Consider the following 19,883-nt stretch of genomic DNA (forward strand, 5'->3'; position numbering starts at 1 on the left):
CCGTCTACAGGGGCTGCAGGTCAGCGCCCAGCATCCTCACCAGCAAGGCTTCCCCATCGTCGGCCACGCGAAGCTCGCCGTAGCGGGCGACCTCATAGCGCGCGGCCTGGCCTTCGGGGAAGAAGTACGCGTTGGTGACGATGCGCACGCCGTTGTCGCGCACCCGGTAGCGCAGCGGCACTTCGGTCTCCGCGTGCGGATGAACCTCGGGCTGGATGCGCACCGCCTGCGCCACGCCGCGCGCGTCGGGCGTCAGCATCACATAGCCGTCCGGCTCATAGCCCATGACGGTGTCCGGGTCTTCCTGTTTTCCCCCGAGCCGCAGCCGCGTCACCTCGCGCCCCGCCGCAAAATTGAGGGCCATGTAGTCGCCCTGCATGAGCGAGCGCGGATCCACCGGGACCAGTTCCAGGATGACGACCTTGCCGGACGACAGCAGCTTTTCCCGCTGCCAGATGCCGAGGTTGGCCGCCAGGAGCACCAGGGCAAGCCCCCCCAGGATGCCCGCCGTGCGCCAGCGCAGCGCGCGGGACACGGGCGGCATCTGACGGGCATGGGCCGGCTGCTGCGTGCGCATCAGGCGCGGCACCAGCCACACCGCGACGCGCAGCACGAAGAGCAAAAGCGCCGCGCCGCCCAGCCACAGCGCCTTCTGCAGCAGCGGCAGCTCCAATTGGTAGTAATAGACGCCCAGGTAGGCCAGCAGGCTGGCGGCGCCGAAGATCATGACGCGCGACTGGTTCAGGCCAAAGCCCAGCAGCAGCCACGCCAGCGCGAATCCCACGCCGGGACTGGGCAGCCAGAACAGCGCCAGCAGCAACAGGCCGATCGGAACGCCCCAGGTGACGCCTTTGGTCAGGAGATGACGGCGCGGCCACAGCACGGCCAGCGCGGCGGCCATCGGCAGCAGCGCGCCCGCGACGATCAGGATGGCGGTGCGCGGGGCAAGGTGCCAGATGGCCGGCAGCTCGGTGACGGCAACGCCGCTTGCCAGCCAGACCATGCCCTGCACCGACAGCAGAAAGGCCCAGGCCAGCGGCTGCAGCGCATGGCCGCGCCGGGCGCCCACGCGGTGGCTGACGGTGATGATGACCGCCGTGGCCCAGGCGCCGATCACACCGATGGGCAGCCACAGAAAGGTGGCCCCGGCCGCCTCGAAGTGGATCCAGGCGTCGGTCAGGTCCTCATGCATGAGATCGGGCGCCAGCCCGCGCCAGATGAGGGCCGCGCTGGCCAGGGCGATCAGCAGGCCGCTCAGGAAGCGCAGGATCACATCGGGACCCAGCGCATAGACCGCGGCCGCCATCAGCAGCACGAAGAAGCTGGCGCTGCCGAATGACGTGGAACTGGAGAGGCCGAAGATGATGAGGATCTGCCCCGCAAAGGCCATGGCCGTGCCGCACTGCCGCCAGAAGGGACCGGCCTCGCTGCGCAGCACCGCCACGCCCCCCGCGCACAGCACCAGTCCGGCCACCAGGGCGCCGCCTTCGGAGTTGATCAGGCCGGAGAACGCAACGAAGACCAGCAGCAGCCAGGTGGCAAGCCAGGCGCTCAGGCCCAGCAGGCACTGCACGTACCAGGGCGGTTCCGCGCGCGGCACAGCGGCCGGCGCAAGCTGCGCCACCGGCGCGCTGGAATCGGCGGGGTCCACCGCATTGCCCGCCGAGGCGGCCGAAGGCTCGGCATCGGCGGCGGGCAGGGCGGCCGCGGGTTCGTTGCTCAGGCCGCGCAGCCAGCGCGCGGCCACGACGGCCTCGGCCATGAGCAGCGCGGCAAGCGGCAGCGCGGCCCACACGCCCGGCTCCAGCCGCCACAGCCATTCGCCCACCACCCGCAGCGACACACAGATGACGCCGGCGGCCAGCATGGCCAGGATGACGAGGTCGCGCCTGCCGCGCTGATAGTACAGGCCCAGTCCCAGGGTGGCGGCGACCCAGGCGATGCCGTTGTAGGTGCCGAGCCCGTCGACAATGGCGTCGCCGAACATCAGGGCCAGCACCAGCACGCCGATGGCGATTGCGGCCAGGATGCGCGGCCCGAAGAACGTGCTCGCGCGCCAGCGGCGCGCGGCCATTTCCCAGCCAAACAGCAGCAGCATGTTCAGGCCGGCCATGAAAAGGCTGGGCAGGCCCGGCCCGCCGAAGATCATCAGCCAGGTGAACACCCGTTCGCCCAGCCACAGCGCCGCCGCCAGATTCAGCACCAGGGCCCACAGCAGCCACACGGACTGGCTGCCCGCGGCAAGCGCCCAGGGCAGCAGCAACACTGCCCACCACGCGAACAGTTCCCAGGTATCGGCCCCGGTCTGGTAAGTTTGGCCTAGCAGCGCAAGCAGGGCGCCGAGCAGGATGCCGGCCAACGCCAGCAGCGCACCAGGTATGCTGCGGCGCACGCCGGGCCGGGCGCGCAGGCGCAATCCGGACCACGCCGCGGCCAGTGCGCTAACGGCCAGAAGGCCCTGCGCGCCGGCGAAACGCTGCATTTTTGTCATGTCCTGCCAGTTCGCGGCAACCCAGCAAACCGCTGCGCTGCCCAGCAGCAAAACGCCCAGCCACAAGGTGCTTTGCGCCAGAAAATGACGCCAAGCGTGCAGTTCGGATCCCGCTTGCCTTTCAGTGCCGACTTGCATCTGGCGAATCTCCGATCTTATTATCCGCGCTGATACGGCGGGACTACCGCCACTGGATACACATGAATAAAACGCTGATTATTGCCGAGAAGCCCTCGGTGGCCCTTGATATATCACGCGCCTTGGGAGGCTTTGCGCGCGAGGGCGACTATTTTGAAAGCGAACGTTACGTTCTCGCTTCCAGCATCGGCCATTTGCTCAGCTTGGTCGCGCCCAACGATCCGGTCAAGGGGAAGTGGAGCTTCACGCACCTGCCCGTGATTCCGCCGGCATTCGAATTGGGCCCGACCGACAAGAAGTCCGCCGAACGCCTTAAGCTGCTGGTCCGCCTGGCCAAGCGCAAGGACGTGGACGCCATCATCAACGCCTGTGACGCGGGGCGCGAAGGCGAACTGATCTTCCGCTACATCATCCAGTACGCGGGCGTGAAAAAGCCCATCCAGCGCCTGTGGCTCCAGTCGATGACGCAGGCCGCCATCCGCGAAGCCTTCGCCAACCTGCGCGACGATTCGCAGCTCAAGCCCCTGGAAGCGGCCGCGCGGTCGCGCGCCGAAGCCGACTGGCTGGTGGGCATCAACGGCACGCGCGCCATGACCGCCTTCAACAGCAAGGACGGCGGCTTCTTCAAGACGCCGGTCGGCCGGGTGCAGACGCCCACGCTGGCCATCGTGGCCGAGCGCGAAGAGCGCATCCGCCGCTTCGTGCCGCGCGACTACTGGGAAGTGCGCGCCACCTTCGTCGCCGCCGCGGGCCTCTATGAAGGCCGCTGGATTGATCCGCAATTCAAGAAAGACGAACGCGACCCCGAAAAGCGCGAATCGCGCCTGTGGTCGGCCGCCGCCGCGCAAAGCGTGGTGGCCGCGTGCCGCGAGCAGCCCGGCAGCGTGACTGAGGAATCCAAGCCGTCGAGCCAGATGTCGCCGGCCCTGTACGACCTGACGTCGCTGCAGCGCGAGGCCAACGGCCGCTTCGGCTTTTCGGCCAAGACCACGCTGGCGCTGGCGCAGACCCTGTACGAACGCCACAAGGCGCTGACCTATCCGCGTACCGATTCGCGCTACCTGCCCGAGGACTACATCGCCACGGTGCAGGAAACGATGCGCGCGCTGGCGCAGGGCGGCTCCAACGCCGTGGGCGGCCTGTCGCGCCATGCGCAGACCGTCGTCAGCCAGCAGTGGGTCAAGCCGAACCGCCGCATCTTCGACAACAAGAAGGTGTCGGATCACTTTGCCATCATCCCCACGCTGCAGATCCCGCACGACCTGAGCGAAGCCGAGGCCAAGCTCTACGACCTGGTGCTCAAGCGCTTCCTGGCCGTGTTCTTCCCGGCCGCCGAATACCGCGTCACGACGCGCCTGACCGAAGTGCAGGGACACCGCTTCCGCACGGACGGCAAGGTGCTGGTCAACCCGGGCTGGCTCGCCGTGTACGGCAAGGAAGCGCAGGGCGAGGACGCCAACCTCGTGCCCGTCGGAGACGGCGAGACCGTGCGCACCGAGGAAGTCGAAGCCGTCGGCCTGTCGACCAAGCCGCCCGCGCGTTTCAACGAAGGCACGCTGCTGTCGGCCATGGAAGGCGCCGGCAAGCTGGTGGACGACGAAGAGCTGCGCGAAGCCATGTCCGAGCGCGGGCTGGGCACGCCGGCCACGCGCGCGGCCATCATCGAAGGCCTGCTCAACGAAAGCTACCTGCGTCGCGAAGGCCGCGACCTGGTGCCTACCGCCAAGGCGCGTCAGCTCATGACGCTGCTGTCGGGCCTGGACGTCGCCGAACTGACCTCGCCCGAACTCACCGGCGAATGGGAGCACAAGCTCAAGCAGATCGAGCAGGGCGGCCTGGGCCGCGAGGCCTTCATGCGCGAGATCGCGCAAATGACCCAGGTCATCGTCAAGCGCGCCAAGGAATACGAGCGCGACACGGTGCCGGGCGACTACGCCACGCTGCAGACGCCGTGCCCCAAGTGCGGTGCGGTGGTCAAGGAAAACTACCGCCGCTTCGCCTGCACGGCCTGCGACTTCTCCATTGGCAAGCATCCGGGCGGCCGCACGTTCGAGCTGCCGGAAGTCGAGGAACTGCTGGCCAAGCGCGAGATCGGTCCGCTGCAGGGCTTCATCAGCAAGATGGGCCGGCCGTTCGCCGCCATCCTGCGCATCAGCGACGAATACAAGCTGGAATTCGACTTCGGCCAGAACGACGAAGACGACAGCGAAGCCGTGGACTTCTCCGGCCACACGCCGGTCGGCGCCTGCCCGAAGTGCCAGTCGCGCGTGTTCGAGCACGGCATGAGCTACGTCTGCGAAAAATCGGTCGGTCCCGAAAAGACCTGCGATTTCCGGTCGGGCAAGGTCATCCTGCAGCAGGAAATCTCGCGCGAGCAGATGGAAAAGCTGTTGACCGACGGCCGCACCGACCTGCTCGACGGCTTTGTCTCCAGCCGCACGAACCGCAAGTTCAAGGCCTTCCTGGTGCGCCAGCCCGACGGCAAGATCGGTTTCGAATTCGAGCCCCGTCCTGAAAAGCCCGGCCGCGCGCCGGCCAAGACGGCGGCAAAGACCGCGACCAAGACCGCCGCGAAGAAAGCGCCGGCCAAGAAGGCGGCCGTGAAGAAGACGGCCACCAAGACAGCCACCAAAACCGCAACCAAGACGGCAACCAAAACGGCGACGAAAACCGCCGCCAAGAAGGCCGTGAAAAAGGCCGCGCCCAAGAAGACCGCGGCCTAGCCTGATTGCCGCGGCCCGTTCGCCGCCATGCTCAACGCCCGGGAAACCGGGCGTTTTCCATTGTTGGGCAGCAATCGCTAAGGTATTGTTGACGCCAAACAGCTGCATCCCAGACACATCCGAGGACGACATGACCCGTAGTTCCGCCTTCACCTCCCGCCGCCGCGTACTGGCCGCGGCGTCCGCCCTGGCCGGCATCGGCCTGCTCCATGGACGCGTCGTGCTCGCCCAGCCCAAGCTGGGCAAGGTCGTGTATGGCCAGGGCAGCATCGACCCATTTTTCGCGGCCGGCTACGTCGCGCTGAAGCAGGGCTTCTTTGGCGAGGGCGGTCTGGACGTCGAGTACCTGAATTCGCAGAGCGGCCCGCGCACGAACCAGCTCCTGGCCGCCGGACAGATCGCCTTCGGCGCCACCGCCGCCACCGCCGCGCCGGCGCTGACCATCGCGGGCAAGCCCGCGGCGCTGGTGTTCGGCTTTGACCGCAAGCTCACGTACGCCAACGTCATCGTGCGCCGCGAAGACTTCGAAAGCGGCAAGATCACGTCGCTCAAGGACCTGGCGGGCAAGCGCGTCGGCGCGACGCAGCCGCAGTCCAGCACCTGGCTGATGGCGCTGTACCTGATGCAGAAGGCCGGCGTGGCCGACAAGGTCGACATCCGCCCCCTGGGCGACCTGGCGACGATGCTGGGCGCGCTCAAGACCGGATCGGTCGCCGCCAGCATGGCCACCATGTCGATGATGGAGCAGGCCCGCCAGGAAGGCTGGGGCGTGCCCATCTTCGACGCCACCACCGAAGCCTCATGGAACGAGTTCATGGGCGGCGACGTGCCCGGCATCGCGGCCCTGACGCTTGAAAGCACCATCCAGAAGCGGCCCGAGGTCGTGCAGGCCTTCGTCACCGCCATGGTCAAGGCGCAGGACTTCATCACGGCCAACAGCGCGGCCGCCATCACGGACGCCATCTACGACGATTTCTTGAGCGCCTTCCCGCGCGCCGCCATCGAGAAGACGCTGGGCGTCTACAAGGAAACGGTGTTCCTCAAGGACAACATCATCACCGAAGACGCGTACAACCGCATGACGGCCATCATGGGCGACGGGCGCCAGTTCTCGAACGATGAGATCAAGACCGTGCCGTATTCCCGCTGCGTGAACATGAGCTTCGTGCGAAAGGCCCGGGGCCTCTGATGATCACGCTGGACAAGGTGGGCAAGGCGTACCAGTCGCGCCAGGGCACCACGCACGCCGTCGGCGAGGTCAGTCTGACCATCGAGCAAGGCGAATTCGTCTCCATCGTGGGCCCCTCGGGCTGCGGCAAGAGCACGCTGCTCAACATGATCGCGGGCTTTCTGCGTCCCACCACGGGAACCATCCGGGTGGACGGGCGCCTGGTGGACGGGCAGGTGCCGCCCGCGCTGGGCTACATCTTCCAGAAGGACACGCTGCTGCCGTGGTTCAGCGTCAGGAAGAACGTGGCGCTGGGCCTGAAGTTCCAGGGCGTGCCGGCCGACCGGATCGAACGCCGCGTCGCCGAACTGCTGGAGCTCGGCCACCTGAGCGCCTTCGCGGATGCCTATCCGCACCAGCTCTCCGGCGGCATGCGCCGGCGCGTGGCGCTGCTGATGAGCCTGGCGGTCGAGCCGCGCATCCTGCTGCTGGACGAGCCCTTCGGCGCGCTGGACACGCACACCAAGACGCACCTGCACCGCGAGCTGATGGAGATCTGGCGCAAGCTGGGCCAGACCATCGTGATGGTCACGCACGACCTGGACGAAGCCATCCTCCTGTCCGACCGCGTGGTGGTGCTGTCCGGGCCGCCCAGCCGCGTGCTGCTGGACGAGCGCATCCGGATCCCGCATCCGCGCGACGTCTTCACGCTGCGCGAGACGCCGCAGTTCGTCTCCCACGTGCAAAGCCTCTGGAGCGTGCTGGGCCAGCAGTTCCGCGCCGCCGCCTGACCCGACACGCCGATACGCCGATACGCCGATACGCGCCATGAATTCGATAGACTCCGCCGACACCCTGCAGGACCAGCTACGCCTGGACCGCCGCGCCAGCGCCGCGCGCCGGGTGCGCATCACCCTGTGGCAGGTTCTCATCCTGGCCATCATCCTGGGCTCCTGGGAAACGCTCACGCGCATCCCCTGGTTCACCCAGAACACGCTCTTTGACCCCTTCTTCATCAGCCAGCCCTCGCGCGTGGCCGTGCGTCTGTGGGAATGGCTGCAACCCGGGCCGCGCTCGGTCTGGCCGCATCTGTGGCTGACGCTGCAGGCCACGCTGGTGGGCCTGGTGGTGGGCGTGGGCAGCGGCTTCGTGGTTGGCATGACGCTGAGCCGCAGCCGTTTCCTGGCCGACGTGTTCAACCCCTTCATCGTGGCGTTCAACTCCATGCCGCGGATCGCCTTCGTGCCGCTCATTACCATGTTCTTCGGGCTGGGCCTGGCGTCCAAGGTGGTCACGTCGTGGTTCGTGGTGTTCTTCCTGGTGTTCTTCAACACCTACAAGGGCGGGCGCAGCGTGGAGCGCGAACTGGTCGACTTCTGCCGCACGCTGGGCGGCTCGCCGCGCCAGATCCTGTGGCGCGTGCGCATCCCCACCGCCGCCGCCTGGACCTTCGCGGCGCTGCCCAATGCCATCAGCTTCGCGCTGATCGGCGTGGTGCTGGCCGAATTCGTGGGCTCCACCACGGGCATGGGCTATCTGATGATCACCGCGCTGGCGACCTTGAACGCCACCGACATGTTCGCGGCCGTGACGCTGCTGTCCATCGTCGGCATCGCGCTGGTTTATTGTGTGACCTGGATCGAACGCCGGCTCTTGCACTGGGCGCCGGAGTTCAGGGAATGAACGAGACCCGAACGATGAAGACACTGCCTTATCTGCGCAATTTCGACCTGACGGGACAAGTCGCGCTGGTGACCGGCTCGGCCCGCGGGCTGGGCTTTTGCATCGCGCGCGCGCTGGCGGGATGCGGCGCGCGCGTGCTGATCAACGGCCGCAACGTCGAGGCGGTCGACGCCGCGGTGGCGGAGCTGACCGGCGCCGGCCTGGACGCGCACCCGCTCCCCTTCGACGTGGCCGACGATGCGGCGATGGCGCAGGCCTTCCAGCGCATCGACAGCGAGCACGAACGCCTGGACATCCTGGTGAACAACGTGGGCGCGCGCAACCGCAAGACGCTGCGCGACACCAGCCCGGCCGAGATCCGCGAGCTGATCGACACGGACCTGGTGGCCGGCATGCTGCTCGCCAAATTCGCGGCCGAGCGCATGATGCGCCAGGGCGGCGGGCGGCTGATCGCGATCACGTCGGTGGTGGGCGAATTGGCGCGTTCGGGCGACGCGGTGTATCCCGCGGCCAAGCAGGGCCTGACCGGCATGGTGCGCGCGCTGGCGGCCGAATTCGGCGGGCACTACATCACCAGCAACGCCATCGCGCCGGGCACGTTCGCCACCGAGACCAATGCGGACATGGTCGCCGACCCGAAGTTCGGCCCGCGCATCGCCGCGCGCAATCCGACGGGACGCTGGGGCGAGCCCGAAGAGATCGCGGGCGCCGCCGTGTTCCTGGCGTCGCCCGCGGCCTCCTATGTGAACGGTCACGTGCTGGTGGTGGACGGCGGGCTGTCGATCCAGTTCTGAGGGCGGCCGCCGGTGTCTGACACCCGCGTGAGACATTCTCCAGTCCGCCAGGCCGCCTCATGGGTGTCAGACACCCATATTGCCGCACCCGATCAGGTCGTCTCGTCCTGATACCAGACGCCTTCGGCCAGCATCATCTTCTGATGGCCATGCCCGGCCGGCATCATCGGGAAGCAGTTTTCCTGCGCCGTGACCGCGACGTCCAGGAAATACGGACCGTCATGCGCCAGGCATTCGGCCAGCGCGGCGTCGAGCTGGGCGGGGTCGTCCACGCGCGCCGCGCCCCAGCCGAAGGCACGCGCCAGCGCCACGAAATCCGGCAGCGACGCGTTGTAGCTGTGGCTGTAGCGCCCGCCGTGGATCAGTTCCTGCCACTGGCGCACCATGCCCATGTAGCCGTTGTTGCACAGCACGACCTTCACGGGCGTCTCGTGCTGCATGGCGGTGGACAGCTCCTGGATGTTCATCAGCACCGACGCATCGCCGCTGACGCAGACCACCGTCTTGTCCGGATGCGCCACCTGCGCGCCGATGGCGGCGGGCACGCCGTAGCCCATGGTGCCCGCGCCGCCCGAGGTCAGCCAGCGGTTGGGGCGGTCAAAGCGCAGATACTGCGCGGCCCACATCTGGTGCTGGCCCACGTCCGTGGAGACGATGGCATCGCGGCCCGAAAGCGCGGCGTTCAGGCGCGACATCAGGTGCTGCGGCAGGATGGCGTCCGGCGCGGGCTCATAGCCCAGGCAGTCCTGCGCGCGCCAGGCGTCGATGCGCTTGAACCAGGGCGCCAGGCGCGCCGGCTCCAGCGGCGCATCGCCCAGCTCGGCACGCAGCGCGCGCACCAGCGGCAGGCAATCGCCCACCAGCGCCACGTCCACGCGCACCACCTTGTTGATCGAGGCGGGATCGATGTCGATATGGATCTTGCGGGCGTGCGGGCAGAACTCGGACAGCTTGCCGGTGATGCGGTCATCGAACCGCGCGCCGATGCAGACCACGAGATCGGCGTTGTGCATGGCGAGGTTGGCCTCGACCGTGCCGTGCATGCCCAGCATGCCCACGAACTGCGGATCGGACGCGGGAAAGGCGCCCAGGCCCATCAGCGTCAGCGTGCAGGGCGCGCCGGTGTGGCGCACCAGGTCCGTGAACGCGGCGCAGGCCTCGGGACCGGCGTTCACCAGCCCGCCGCCGCCATAGAAGATGGGACGCTTGGCCTGCGCGATCAGCGCGGCGGCGCGGCGCACGGCCGACTGCGGCAGCTTGGGCGCCAGCTTGCCGGACTGGCGGCGCGCGCGCAGCGCGGCCAGCTTGTGCTGCGAGGGCAGGTCCAGCCCGTCATCGCTGTCGCGCGGCACGGCAAGCTGCACGTCCTTGGGAAAATCCACCAGCACCGGGCCGGGCCGGCCCTGGCGGGTCAGTTCAAAGGCGCGGGCCACCACGTTCGCCACGTCATCGACGGCGCGGATCTGGGTGTTCCACTTGGTGACGGAACGCGAGATGCCGATAGCGTCGCATTCCTGGAAGGCGTCGGTGCCGATGGCGGCCGTGGCGACCTGGCCGCTGATGCACAGCACCGGGATCGAATCGCACATGGCATCCAGCAGGCCGGAGGTGGTGTTGGCCATGCCGGGGCCCGAGGTGACGAACACCACGCCTGGGCGGCCGGTGGTGCGGGCGTAGCCCTCCGCGGCATGCACGGCGGCCTGCTCGTGGCGCACCAGCACATGGCGCAGGCGCGGTTCGGCGTACAGGGCGTCGTAAAGGGGAAGGACCGCCCCGCCGGGATAGCCGAAGACCGTATCGACGCCGTGCGCAATCAGCGTGTCGAGCAGGATCTTCGCCCCATTGGCAGGGGCGGTTTCGGTGGCGGCAAGCGCGGCGGCGGCGGTGGGGTGCAGGCGATCGTTCATGCTATCCATCTTATTCGTAGACCCGGAGAATTTTTATCTTCTTTTCCACGGATAACCGCCGGACGGAGTAAATTCATCTTTGATTTGGAGGAATCAAAGAAAATGAACCTGGACAAGTTCGATCTGGCCATTTTGAAGGTGCTGCAGGACAACGCGCGCGCCAGCCTGAACGACATCGGCGCGGCGGTGGGCCTGTCATCCACGCCCTGCTGGAACCGCATCAAGCGCATGGAGAGCGCCGGGGTGATCCGCGGCTACACGGTGGACATCGACCCGGCGAGCCTGGGTTTCATGGACACCGTCATCGTCCACGTCACGCTCGAAAGCCACAGCGAAGAGACCCTGTACGAATTCGGCCGCGCGCTGGCGCAGATTCCGGAGGTGCTGGAGGCGTTCCTGGTGTCGGGCGACTACGACTATTACATCCGCATCGCCGTGCGCGACACCCGCGACTACGAGCGCCTGCTGCGCGAGCAGCTCTACCGCATCCCGGGCATCCGGCACAGCAAGTCCTGCTTCGTGCTGCGCCGGCTCAAGGAAACCAAGCTGCCGCTGACCGGGCCGGCGGCGTAGGCCGCCCCCCGGCACGACGTCCCTAGCGCAGCACGTAGTCCACCGGCACCGCGGGCTCGGGCAGCGGCCGCACGCCCAGGCCTTCGAGCAGGTCGATCTCGATCACGCGGGCCAGCGCCGACAGCGGCAGGTCGTTTTCGTCCGCGCCGAAGGGGTCTTCCAGCTCATCGCCCAGCGCGTCCAGGCCGAAGAAGGTGTAGGCGACGATGGTGACCGCGAGCGGCGTCAGGAATTCCAGCGTGCCCACCAGGCCGAAAGGCAGCAGCAGGCAGAAGAGCCACGCCGTGCGGTGCAGCAGCAGGGAATAGGCGAACGGACAGGGCGTGAACTTGATGCGCTCGCACGCCGCCTGGATCGCGGCGCATTGCGCCACGCGCTGGGTCAGGGCCTGGTACAGGATGTCGGTGAGTTCGCCCCGCCGCAGGCAGGCCGCGAGGTCGCGGTTGATCGACATGAGCAGGGCGTCAGGCACGTTGCGGCATCCGGCCAGCGTATCCAGTTCGTCCTGCTGCACCCACGGGCGCACCGCCTCGACCATGTCCTGGCCGCGCAGCCGCGCCGCCAGTCCGTAGCCGAAACCGATGCAGCGCCGCACCAGCCGCTCCTGCACGGGATTGGCGGTGCTGGCCGCCAGCAACACCGCGCTTTCGCGCGCCAGGCTGCGCGCCTGCACGACGAGGTCGCCCCATTGCTTGCGGGCTTCCCACCAGCGGTCGTAGCAGACGTTGTTGCGAAAGCCCATGAAGACCGACAGCGCCAGCCCGAAGAGCGAGAAGGGCACCGCGGTCAGGTGCGCCGGAGAGAAGAACTGGCGGTGATACATCCACACCACCACGCAGGAGAGCAACGTGATGACGATGATCCTGCTGAGAATGCGGGGGATGATGGAACCGCGCAACACAAAGAACAAGGCCAGCGCGGAAGGCCGCGGACGGACGATCATGATGAATATCAAGCAAGGGACAAGGCGGCGCTCACTATACGCCTGTCCTCGCGCAAGAATGCCGCCGATATAATTCTGTTTCGTCTCACCGCCCCCGCCCAATCCAATGACCAACGAAGACACCCCGATCAAGCCCTGGTACGTGGTCCGCCGCTCCAAGCTGCACGGCAACGGCGTCTTCGCCGCCCGCAAGATTCCCGCAGGCACGCGCATCATCGAATACGGCGGTGAACGCATCAGCGCCAAGGAAGCCGACCGCCGCCACCCCACCAACCCGGACGATCCCTTCCACACGTTCTTCTTCGCGCTCAGCTCCGGCCGCGTCATCGACGGCGGGGACAACGGCAACGACGCCCGCTGGATCAACCATTCGTGCCAGCCCAACTGCGAGGCGCAGGAAGGCAAGCACGGCAAGCGCGTCTACATCGTGGCGCTGGACGACATCCCTCGCGGCACGGAACTGTCCTATGACTATGGCCTGGTCCTGGACGGACGCATCACCAAGGCGCTGAAGGAAGGCTACCGCTGCCTGTGCGGCACGCCCCCGTGCCGCGGCACGATGCTGGCCCTGCCGGCCAAGAAGGCCGGCAAAGCCGCGAAACGGACGACCAAGAAGACGGCCGAGAAGACGGCCGAGAAGACGGCCGAGAAGACGGCCGAGAAAGCGGGCAAGAAGGCAGCCGAGAAGACGGGCAAGAAACCGGCCACGAAGGCCAAGCCGCCCGCGCCCGCGTCCGCCTGAACGGCGCGCGGGGCCAGTCTCCCGTTTTCCGAAGACCACAACTGCAATAAGCATATTCAATCCCGCTGCGCGGACAGGCGTACAATCGACCGGTCGTTAACACGACATGCAGTACGTCTTCAGGGCGGGGTGCAATTCCCCACCGGCGGTATGCCATGCAATGTGGCGAGCCCGCGAGCGCCCGGCCTCCTTCAAGCGGCCGGGGTCAGCAGACCTGGTGAGATGCCAGGGCCGACGGTCATAGTCCGGATGAGAGAAGATGTGCCGGCACACACTCGGCTGCCCCGGGCGCGATGGCGTCCGCCTGGCCGTATTGCGTTCGGCTGTCGATTAGCCCTGAAACGTTTTTCGCCCCATCCTTTTGCGAGAGCGTTTCAATGTCCCACGTTGCCTTTACCCAGCAGTCTCCCCTCCCCAGTCTTGCGTCGCAGCCCTTTGCCGCCCGTTTGCAGCGCGCGCTGCACCATCTGCGCCTGGGCCGTCCCGTCATCCTCATGGACGACTTCGACCGCGAAAACGAGGCCGACCTGATCGTCGCGGCCGACAAGCTGACCGTGCCCGTCATGGCCCAGCTCATCCGCGACGGCAGCGGCATCGTCTGCCTCTGCCTGCCCGGCGACACGCTGGACCGCCTGGCGTTGCCGCCAATGGTCCCGCGCAACCAGAGCCGCTTTGCCACGGCGTTCACCGTGTCGATCGAAGCCCGCGAAGGCGTGAGCACCGGCGTGTCGGCCGCGGACCGCGTCACAACCATCCGCGCCGCCATCGCGCCGACGGCACAGGCCGACGACATCGTCAGCCCCGGCCACGTGTTCCCGCTGCGCGCGCAGCCGGGCGGCGTGCTGACGCGCCGCGGCCACACCGAAGGGTCGGTCGACCTGGCCGTGCTGGCCGGCCTGCGCCCGGCCGGCGTGCTGTGCGAGCTGATGAACGCCGACGGCACGATGATGCGCGGCGCGGCGCTGGAGCGCTACGCCGCGCAGCACGGCCTGGTCGCGCTGACCATCGCGGAACTGGCCGACCATCTGCAAAAGCAGAAGGACGGCCAGGCCGAATTCATCGACGACGAAGTCCTGGAGATGGCGGCCACCGTCTGACCGGCAGCACAGGACGTGCGCGAAAGCGCGGGCGAGCGATGGCATAATCCGCCCAACGCGGCGGGAAAACGATACGGATTGCCTGCCGCAAAGTTTATGAGCCATTGCTCACGTTTGATACTCGCCTTTCGCCGCACCCATGACCGCCATCCCCCAGCCCCGGAAATCGCCGCGCCAGCTCAGATCCCAGCACACCGTCGACACCATCCTGCAGGCCACGGCTCGCGTTTTGGCCGCGCACGGCTATGCCGGCACCAATACCAACCTGATCGCGGAAACGGCGGGCGTCAGCGTGGGCTCGCTCTACCAGTACTTTCCCAACAAGAACGCGCTGATCGCCGCGCTGCACGACCGGCACGACAACCAGATGCTGGACGTGATCGACGACGTGCTGAACGGCAACCCCGCGGCCACCCTGCGCGAACGCGTGGGCGCGATTGTCCAGGCGATGCTGCATGCGCATCTGCTGGAGCCGGCGCTGCACCGGGTGCTGGAACGGGAGTTCCCGCTCTTTGATCAGCCGCGCGAGCACAGCCGCGCCGACCAGGACATCCACCGCCGCATGCGGCACCTGCTGGAACTGCACCGCGCCGAAATCGCGCAATCGGACCGCGATCTGGCGACCTATGTGGTGCTGCGCATCATGGAATCGCTGGTGCACGCGGCGGCGCTGGAGCCGCCGGCGGGCTTCACGCCCAAACAGCTGGAAGGCGCCGTGGTGGACGCGGTGATGGGATACCTGGGCGCGCCCGCCGCTGCGGCGCCGCGCAAGACCGCCAAGACGCCGCGGGCCACGAGCCCGGTGAAGAAGGCGAAGCCCCCGCGCGCCTAGCGTCCGCGCTCAGGCGGGCGCGCGGGCCATGCTGGCCAGGCAGTCGGCCGCGCCGCCGATCACGACGTGCGCGCTGCACGCCAGCATCAGATTCAGGTTCAGGCCGAAGTCCTCGACGGTGTGGCCCTGGGCGTCGACTATGCGCGAGACGCCGTCATCGGCCGCCGCTCCCACGGCCACCTGGTCGATGAGCGAGCCCGCCTGGCTGGTGTACGCCCAGACGGGCTTGCCGCAGGCGATGGCGTAGCCGACCTCGAAGGCCGTGCCCGAATCGGGCTCGGCGCCGCGAAAGGGATTGAGGTTCGCCATCACCATGTCGGCGCGGCGTATCAGCGCGATATTCGCCTGGTAGATCCACTGCGCCAGCGCCTGGTCCGACAGCCCGGCCGGCGCGGCGTTGTCCAGCGGGAACAGGCCCTCGAAGCCGTAGGTCGCGCACAGGGTCTTCAGGCGTTCGCCGTGCGCCACGGCATCGGGCAGAAAGACATCGAACCCCGCCAGATAAACGCTGCGCATGGCCCTTACTCCGGTTCGGCGACGTTGAAGGCTTCGCCGGTGGCGAAGAACGAGCCGCCGGCCACGTAGTGCACCGAACGGCGCGCGTCGTCCGGGAAGTGCCAGCGGTTGCCCGAGAACGCTTCCGGCGCCGCCCACGCGGCCACGACCTCGCCGATGAAGAGGTCATAGGCCTGCTGGTTGTGCGGCTCGGGGATGACCTTGCATTCCAGCCATCCGAGGCAGTCGCTGATGAGCGGCGCGCCGATCTTGCTGGCCGCGAAGGTCGTCAGGCCGCTGGCCTGGAACTTGTCTTCGTCGCGGCCCGAGTGCGAGCCCACCCGCAGCGTGGCGCTTGCCTGCGCCCGCGACGGGATGCACAGCGCAAATTCGCCCGAGGCCTCGATCAGTTCGCGGGTGTAGGTGCTTTTGTCGACCACGACCAGCATCTTGGGCGGGCTGAAATCCAGCGGCATGGCCCATGCGGCGGCCATCACGTTGCGCGCATCGCCGTGCGCGCTGGTGACCAGCACGGTCGGGCCGTGGTTCAGGAGGAGGTAGGCGCGGGGCAGGTCGACGGGTTCGATCATGGGCGGCCTAGAACATGCCGTTCTTGTTGGCGGGGTTTTCAGGGATCTCCTGGCTCACGTCCCAGTGCTCGACGATCTTGCCGTCTTGGACGCGGAAGATGTCGACCACGGCCTGGCCGCGGTCTTCCGGCGAATCGCGCCACAGGTTGTGGATCATGACGAGATCGCCTTCGGCGATGACGCGCTTGATCTCGACGATGGCCTGCGGGTGCTGTTCGAAATAGCGCGGAAAGAAATCCACCATCGGCCCGACGCCGTCCTGCATGTACGGATTGTGCTGAGTGTAGGTCGGGCCGACGTACCGGCGCACCGCTTCGTCGATGTCGCGGTCCTGGAACATCATGCGGAAGAACGCGACGGCGATGTCCTTGTTCGACTGCGGCTCGGCCGCAAGCGCCGGCGCGGCCGCCACGCAACTGGAGGCGACCAGCAGGCAGGCGGCCAACGATTTCCACTTCATACGCATACAGGACTACTCAGGTGACGCCGACTGGCGGCCTGCCAGTTTACAAACAAACGCGGCCGATCATCAGTACCCGACGGTGTAACGGCGGCGCGAATGCCGGGGCGTCTCGACTTCGTCGGCCAGGGCGATTGCGTAGTCTTCCATCGAAATCCAGCTCTTGCCTTCCTCGTCCGCGAGCAGGTGGTCGTCGCCCACGCGGAAGGTGGCGGTGCGCTCGCCCGGTTCAAAGATCGCGGACGGCGACAGGAACGTCCAGTTCAGCACCTTTTCCTGGCGCAACGCATCCAGGAACACCACGCCGGCGCGCGCTTCGGGCTTGTAGGCGTCCGGGAATTCCGGGGTGTCGATCAGCATCTTGCCGGGCGCCACCAGCAGGCTGCCCGCGCCGCCCACCACCAGCAGGCGCGGCACGCCCGCGTTCTTGACGGCGGCCAGCAGCGGCTTGGCGTCGGTGGACACAAAGCGCGTGGCGCTGATGACGGCATCGTGACCCGCCAGGATCGGCGTCAGGCCTTCGGGGTCGGTGGCATCGCCCTGGCGGACGGTGAGGCCCGGCTGTTCGTTGACCTCGGCGGGATTGCGGGCGATGCCCGTTACCTGGTGGCCGCGCTTGAGCAGTTCGTCCGCCACGCGCGAACCCACGCGGCCGGTAATTCCGATCAATGCGATTTTCATGGTCTTGCTCCTTGCAGGAATGGGCCGGTCGCGGCCGCCACGGGATGGGGCGGAACAGGCGCCGGCGCAGGCAAAGCCATACTATTCGGCGCAATCCGATCAAAAAACCCTCAAACCGGGAAGAGTTTTTTGCATTTCATGCACCAATACCAGGGAGATCGGCCGTCGGCGCGGGCGGGCGGCGCGCGCCCGGCGCTCCCCGCAATCCAGTGTGCGCGCGGCGGCCCCGCTTGAACAGGGCCGCCCGCCACGGTCAGCGCGCGGCGCGCTGCGCCTGGTACACCTGCAGATGCGAATACGCCACGCGCAGATAGGTGGCGTCCACGCCCAGCGTGCGGGCACGGCGGACCATGTCGCCCACGATGTGGTCGGCCTCGACCGGCAGGCCCTGGCGCAGGTCGCGGAACATGGAGGCGGTCATGGGCTGGCTGCGGTCGGACAACAGCTTCTGCACGGCGGCGTCGGCCTCGGGCCGCACCGCATGGCCGGAGGCGGCCGCGACCGCCTGCGATTCCTGCAGCAGGCTGAGCAGAAAGTCCACGCCGTCGTCCGTGGACGCGATCTGGCCGACCGAGCCGCGCATCAGGCAGGTGGCGGCGGCCAGCGTCGTCAGCATGACGTATTTTTCCCAGATGTCCTGGTAGATGTTTTCGCTGAGGCGGCTGACGTATTCGCCGCCCGCCAGCGCCTGCTCCAGCGCGATGCAGCGCTCGCTGCGGGCGGGGCCGGCGCGTTCGCCGAACACGAGGTTGGCATGCTTGCCCAGGTGGACGACTTCGCCGTCGGGGCCGAGCGTGGCATTGATCTGGCACAGGCCGCCCAGCACGCGATGCGGTTCGAATTCGCGGTCCAGCACGTCATACTGCAGCACGCCGTTCATGATGGGCAGCACCGCGGTATCGGGGCCCACCGCGGGGCGGATGGCCTCGATGGCGCTGTCCAGGTCGTAAGCCTTGCAGGACAGCACCACCACGTCGTAGCTGTCCTGCAGCGTCTGCTGCGTGACCAGCTTGGGGTGCAGCGTGGCATCTCCCAGCGGACTCTGGATGCGCAATCCCTGCTCGCGGATCCGCGCGGCGCGCGGCTCGCGCACCAGGAACGTCACGTCCGCGCCCGCTTGCGCCGCGCGCCCGCCGAAGTATCCGCCGGTGCCGCCGGCGCCCAAGAACAACAACCGCATGCCTGTCTCCTGTTGGCTGCCCGCGTCGGACGCGGGCCGATGAAAGAATTATGCGCCCGGACCGCCGCGCGGCCCATCGGCCGCGCCCACGCGCCGGACGATTCAGGCCTGCTGCTGGCGTTCCGTCCAGGCCTCGTATCCGCCGCGCAGGGCCCAGATCTTGCGGTAGCCGGCAGCGCGCAGGCGCGAGGCGAGCAGCGCGGCCGAGACTTCGTTCGGGCATGCGCAATAGACCACGATGTCGGCGTCGAGCGCGCCCGGATCCAGCGCCGGCAGCGGCTGCTTCAGATCCACGGCCACGGCGCCGGGGATGCGCGCCGCGTCGCGCTGGGCCTCGGGCCGCACGTCGAAGACCAGCGCATCGCGCCCGTCCTGGCGCCACTGCATCAGCTCGTCGACCGACAGCCGCGGAATGACGCGCAGGCTGCGCAGTAGCAGCCGGCGCCGCAGAAAGCGCGCCACGATGTAGAGGGCCAGCACGGCCGCCAGCACCGCCAGTCCCACCGGGCCATAGGTGCCCAGGACGTCCAGCAGGTCGTTGACCACGCTGTGGAAGAGGCCGCCCAGCAGCAGCGCCGAGCCTACCCAGACCAGCGCGCCGGCCAGGTCATAGACGAAGAAGCGGCGATAGGGCGTGCGGGTCAGGCCCGCCATGACGGTGGACAGGGCGCCCGCGCCCGGCAGGAACTTGCACACCAGCAGCGCGCGCACGCCGATGCGCAGGTACAGGCGCTGCGTCTGCCGGATGCACGAGTCCTGCGACAAGGACAGCTTGCAGACCACGCCCAACAGCCGCGACCCGTAGCGCCGCCCGGCCCAATACCAGAGGCTGTCGGCGATGAGGCAGGCGGCCGTGGCGGCCAGCAGGGGCACGATCCATCCGGCCGCGCCCGCCAGCGCGCCGGCCGCGATGATCATGGGGTAGGCGGGCACCGGCAGCCCGGCCTGCTCGATCAGGACGTTGGCGAACACCAGCCACCCGCCGTATTGCTCGAGCAGCAATTGAATGTCTTGCATGGGTCTTCCTGCTTGCCGCGCACGTCGCGGCTCCTGCGCGGAATTTTAGGCGCGCGCCCTCGCGGACGGACCATAGACCCTGCGCCCCGCGCGGCAACAGACTGTTCCCTTGCCATGGACACCGGCGTCATCCCGGCGCAGTGTCCACCTATTGGGACACCGCGCACCACATCGGTGCCACCAATCCCCGCGAGGGTGCCTATAATCCTGCCCGGCCATCAGGTTTCCCCGACTTGTCGCAGGAATGCCCCGTGGCATACAAATTGCTTCGCCAGGACAGGCGGCGAACCCGACCATTCGGACGGGTGCGCCTCCTGGCGCTCCCATCCGATGACCGATCCCACGCCCCCGTTTCCGCACGTTCGCCCC

General features: G+C 67.8%; 18 protein-coding genes and 1 riboswitch. Of the genes, 9 read left to right on the forward strand and 9 right to left on the reverse strand.

Annotated elements, in window-relative coordinates; all coding sequences use genetic code 11:
• Window positions 1-4 precede the first annotated feature (4 nt).
• Window positions 5-2,629, reverse strand: a complete 2,625-nt coding sequence (locus BMW75_RS04330) for a GDYXXLXY domain-containing protein (RefSeq protein ID WP_092577112.1) — start codon at window positions 2,627-2,629, stop codon at window positions 5-7.
• Window positions 2,630-2,691: 62 nt separating this feature from the next.
• Between BMW75_RS04330 and BMW75_RS04335 the strand changes: the two genes are divergently transcribed.
• From BMW75_RS04335 to BMW75_RS04355, 5 genes are all read left to right on the forward strand, one after another.
• The gene (locus BMW75_RS04335; RefSeq protein WP_092577115.1) at window positions 2,692-5,352 is read left to right on the forward strand and encodes a DNA topoisomerase III; all 2,661 of its coding nucleotides are present in this window, start codon (window positions 2,692-2,694) and stop codon (window positions 5,350-5,352) included.
• Window positions 5,353-5,482: 130 nt separating this feature from the next.
• On the forward strand, window positions 5,483-6,541 hold the full coding sequence (locus BMW75_RS04340; protein WP_092577119.1) for an ABC transporter substrate-binding protein: 1,059 nt from the start codon (window positions 5,483-5,485) through the stop codon (window positions 6,539-6,541).
• Complete coding sequence (locus BMW75_RS04345) at window positions 6,541-7,311, forward strand: ABC transporter ATP-binding protein (RefSeq protein WP_175493093.1); 771 nt, start codon at window positions 6,541-6,543, stop codon at window positions 7,309-7,311. The genes BMW75_RS04340 and BMW75_RS04345 overlap by 1 nt, the downstream gene beginning before the upstream one ends.
• A gap of 37 nt (window positions 7,312-7,348) precedes the next feature.
• The gene (locus BMW75_RS04350; protein WP_092577125.1) at window positions 7,349-8,203 is read left to right on the forward strand and encodes an ABC transporter permease; all 855 of its coding nucleotides are present in this window, start codon (window positions 7,349-7,351) and stop codon (window positions 8,201-8,203) included.
• Between the two features lie 14 nt (window positions 8,204-8,217).
• Complete coding sequence (locus BMW75_RS04355) at window positions 8,218-8,997, forward strand: SDR family oxidoreductase (protein ID WP_092577363.1); 780 nt, start codon at window positions 8,218-8,220, stop codon at window positions 8,995-8,997.
• 92 nt (window positions 8,998-9,089) lie between these two features.
• On the opposite strand, the gene ilvB is transcribed toward BMW75_RS04355, so the two are convergent.
• Complete coding sequence (gene ilvB, locus BMW75_RS04360) at window positions 9,090-10,913, reverse strand: biosynthetic-type acetolactate synthase large subunit (RefSeq protein WP_092577127.1); 1,824 nt, start codon at window positions 10,911-10,913, stop codon at window positions 9,090-9,092.
• A gap of 93 nt (window positions 10,914-11,006) precedes the next feature.
• Here ilvB and BMW75_RS04365 point away from each other — a divergent pair, with 93 nt between their 5' ends.
• Window positions 11,007-11,477: an Lrp/AsnC family transcriptional regulator gene (locus BMW75_RS04365; protein WP_076518156.1), complete on the forward strand. Its 471-nt coding sequence runs from the start codon at window positions 11,007-11,009 to the stop codon at window positions 11,475-11,477.
• A gap of 22 nt (window positions 11,478-11,499) precedes the next feature.
• Here BMW75_RS04365 and BMW75_RS04370 read toward each other — a convergent pair whose 3' ends face one another.
• Window positions 11,500-12,420 (reverse strand): bestrophin family protein, encoded by a 921-nt coding sequence (locus BMW75_RS04370; protein ID WP_092577129.1) that lies wholly within the window; start codon window positions 12,418-12,420, stop codon window positions 11,500-11,502.
• Between the two features lie 106 nt (window positions 12,421-12,526).
• Here BMW75_RS04370 and BMW75_RS04375 point away from each other — a divergent pair, with 106 nt between their 5' ends.
• From BMW75_RS04375 to BMW75_RS04385, 3 genes are all read left to right on the forward strand, one after another.
• On the forward strand, window positions 12,527-13,162 hold the full coding sequence (locus BMW75_RS04375; RefSeq protein WP_092577131.1) for an SET domain-containing protein: 636 nt from the start codon (window positions 12,527-12,529) through the stop codon (window positions 13,160-13,162).
• Window positions 13,163-13,273: 111 nt separating this feature from the next.
• Window positions 13,274-13,427: riboswitch (FMN riboswitch) on the forward strand.
• A gap of 112 nt (window positions 13,428-13,539) precedes the next feature.
• Complete coding sequence (ribB, locus tag BMW75_RS04380; protein WP_092577133.1) at window positions 13,540-14,259, forward strand: 3,4-dihydroxy-2-butanone-4-phosphate synthase; 720 nt, start codon at window positions 13,540-13,542, stop codon at window positions 14,257-14,259.
• Window positions 14,260-14,398: 139 nt separating this feature from the next.
• Window positions 14,399-15,091, forward strand: coding sequence for a TetR/AcrR family transcriptional regulator (locus BMW75_RS04385; RefSeq protein ID WP_092577135.1), 693 nt, complete (start codon window positions 14,399-14,401; stop codon window positions 15,089-15,091).
• A 9-nt stretch (window positions 15,092-15,100) separates the two neighbouring features.
• On the opposite strand, the gene BMW75_RS04390 is transcribed toward BMW75_RS04385, so the two are convergent.
• The 6 genes from BMW75_RS04390 to BMW75_RS04415 all read right to left on the reverse strand — a co-directional run bounded on the left by BMW75_RS04390 (window position 15,101) and on the right by BMW75_RS04415 (window position 19,514).
• Complete coding sequence (locus BMW75_RS04390; protein ID WP_092577138.1) at window positions 15,101-15,607, reverse strand: nucleoside 2-deoxyribosyltransferase; 507 nt, start codon at window positions 15,605-15,607, stop codon at window positions 15,101-15,103.
• 5 nt (window positions 15,608-15,612) lie between these two features.
• Window positions 15,613-16,176, reverse strand: coding sequence for a flavin reductase family protein (locus BMW75_RS04395; RefSeq protein ID WP_092577140.1), 564 nt, complete (start codon window positions 16,174-16,176; stop codon window positions 15,613-15,615).
• A gap of 7 nt (window positions 16,177-16,183) precedes the next feature.
• A complete protein-coding gene (locus BMW75_RS04400) occupies window positions 16,184-16,642 on the reverse strand; it encodes a nuclear transport factor 2 family protein (protein WP_076518175.1) in 459 nt (152 codons plus the stop codon).
• Between the two features lie 63 nt (window positions 16,643-16,705).
• Window positions 16,706-17,317 carry an NAD(P)-dependent oxidoreductase gene (locus tag BMW75_RS04405; protein WP_076518176.1) on the reverse strand — a complete coding sequence of 204 codons (612 nt, stop codon included), beginning with the start codon at window positions 17,315-17,317 and terminating at the stop codon, window positions 16,706-16,708.
• 253 nt (window positions 17,318-17,570) lie between these two features.
• Window positions 17,571-18,497 (reverse strand): 2-dehydropantoate 2-reductase, encoded by a 927-nt coding sequence (gene panE, locus BMW75_RS04410; RefSeq protein WP_076518178.1) that lies wholly within the window; start codon window positions 18,495-18,497, stop codon window positions 17,571-17,573.
• 102 nt (window positions 18,498-18,599) lie between these two features.
• Window positions 18,600-19,514 carry a DedA family protein/thiosulfate sulfurtransferase GlpE gene (locus BMW75_RS04415; RefSeq protein ID WP_092577143.1) on the reverse strand — a complete coding sequence of 305 codons (915 nt, stop codon included), beginning with the start codon at window positions 19,512-19,514 and terminating at the stop codon, window positions 18,600-18,602.
• Window positions 19,515-19,883 lie beyond the last annotated feature (369 nt).

Source organism: Achromobacter sp. NFACC18-2 (assembly GCF_900108985.1).
Classification (GTDB): Bacteria; Pseudomonadota; Gammaproteobacteria; order Burkholderiales; family Burkholderiaceae_B; genus Achromobacter.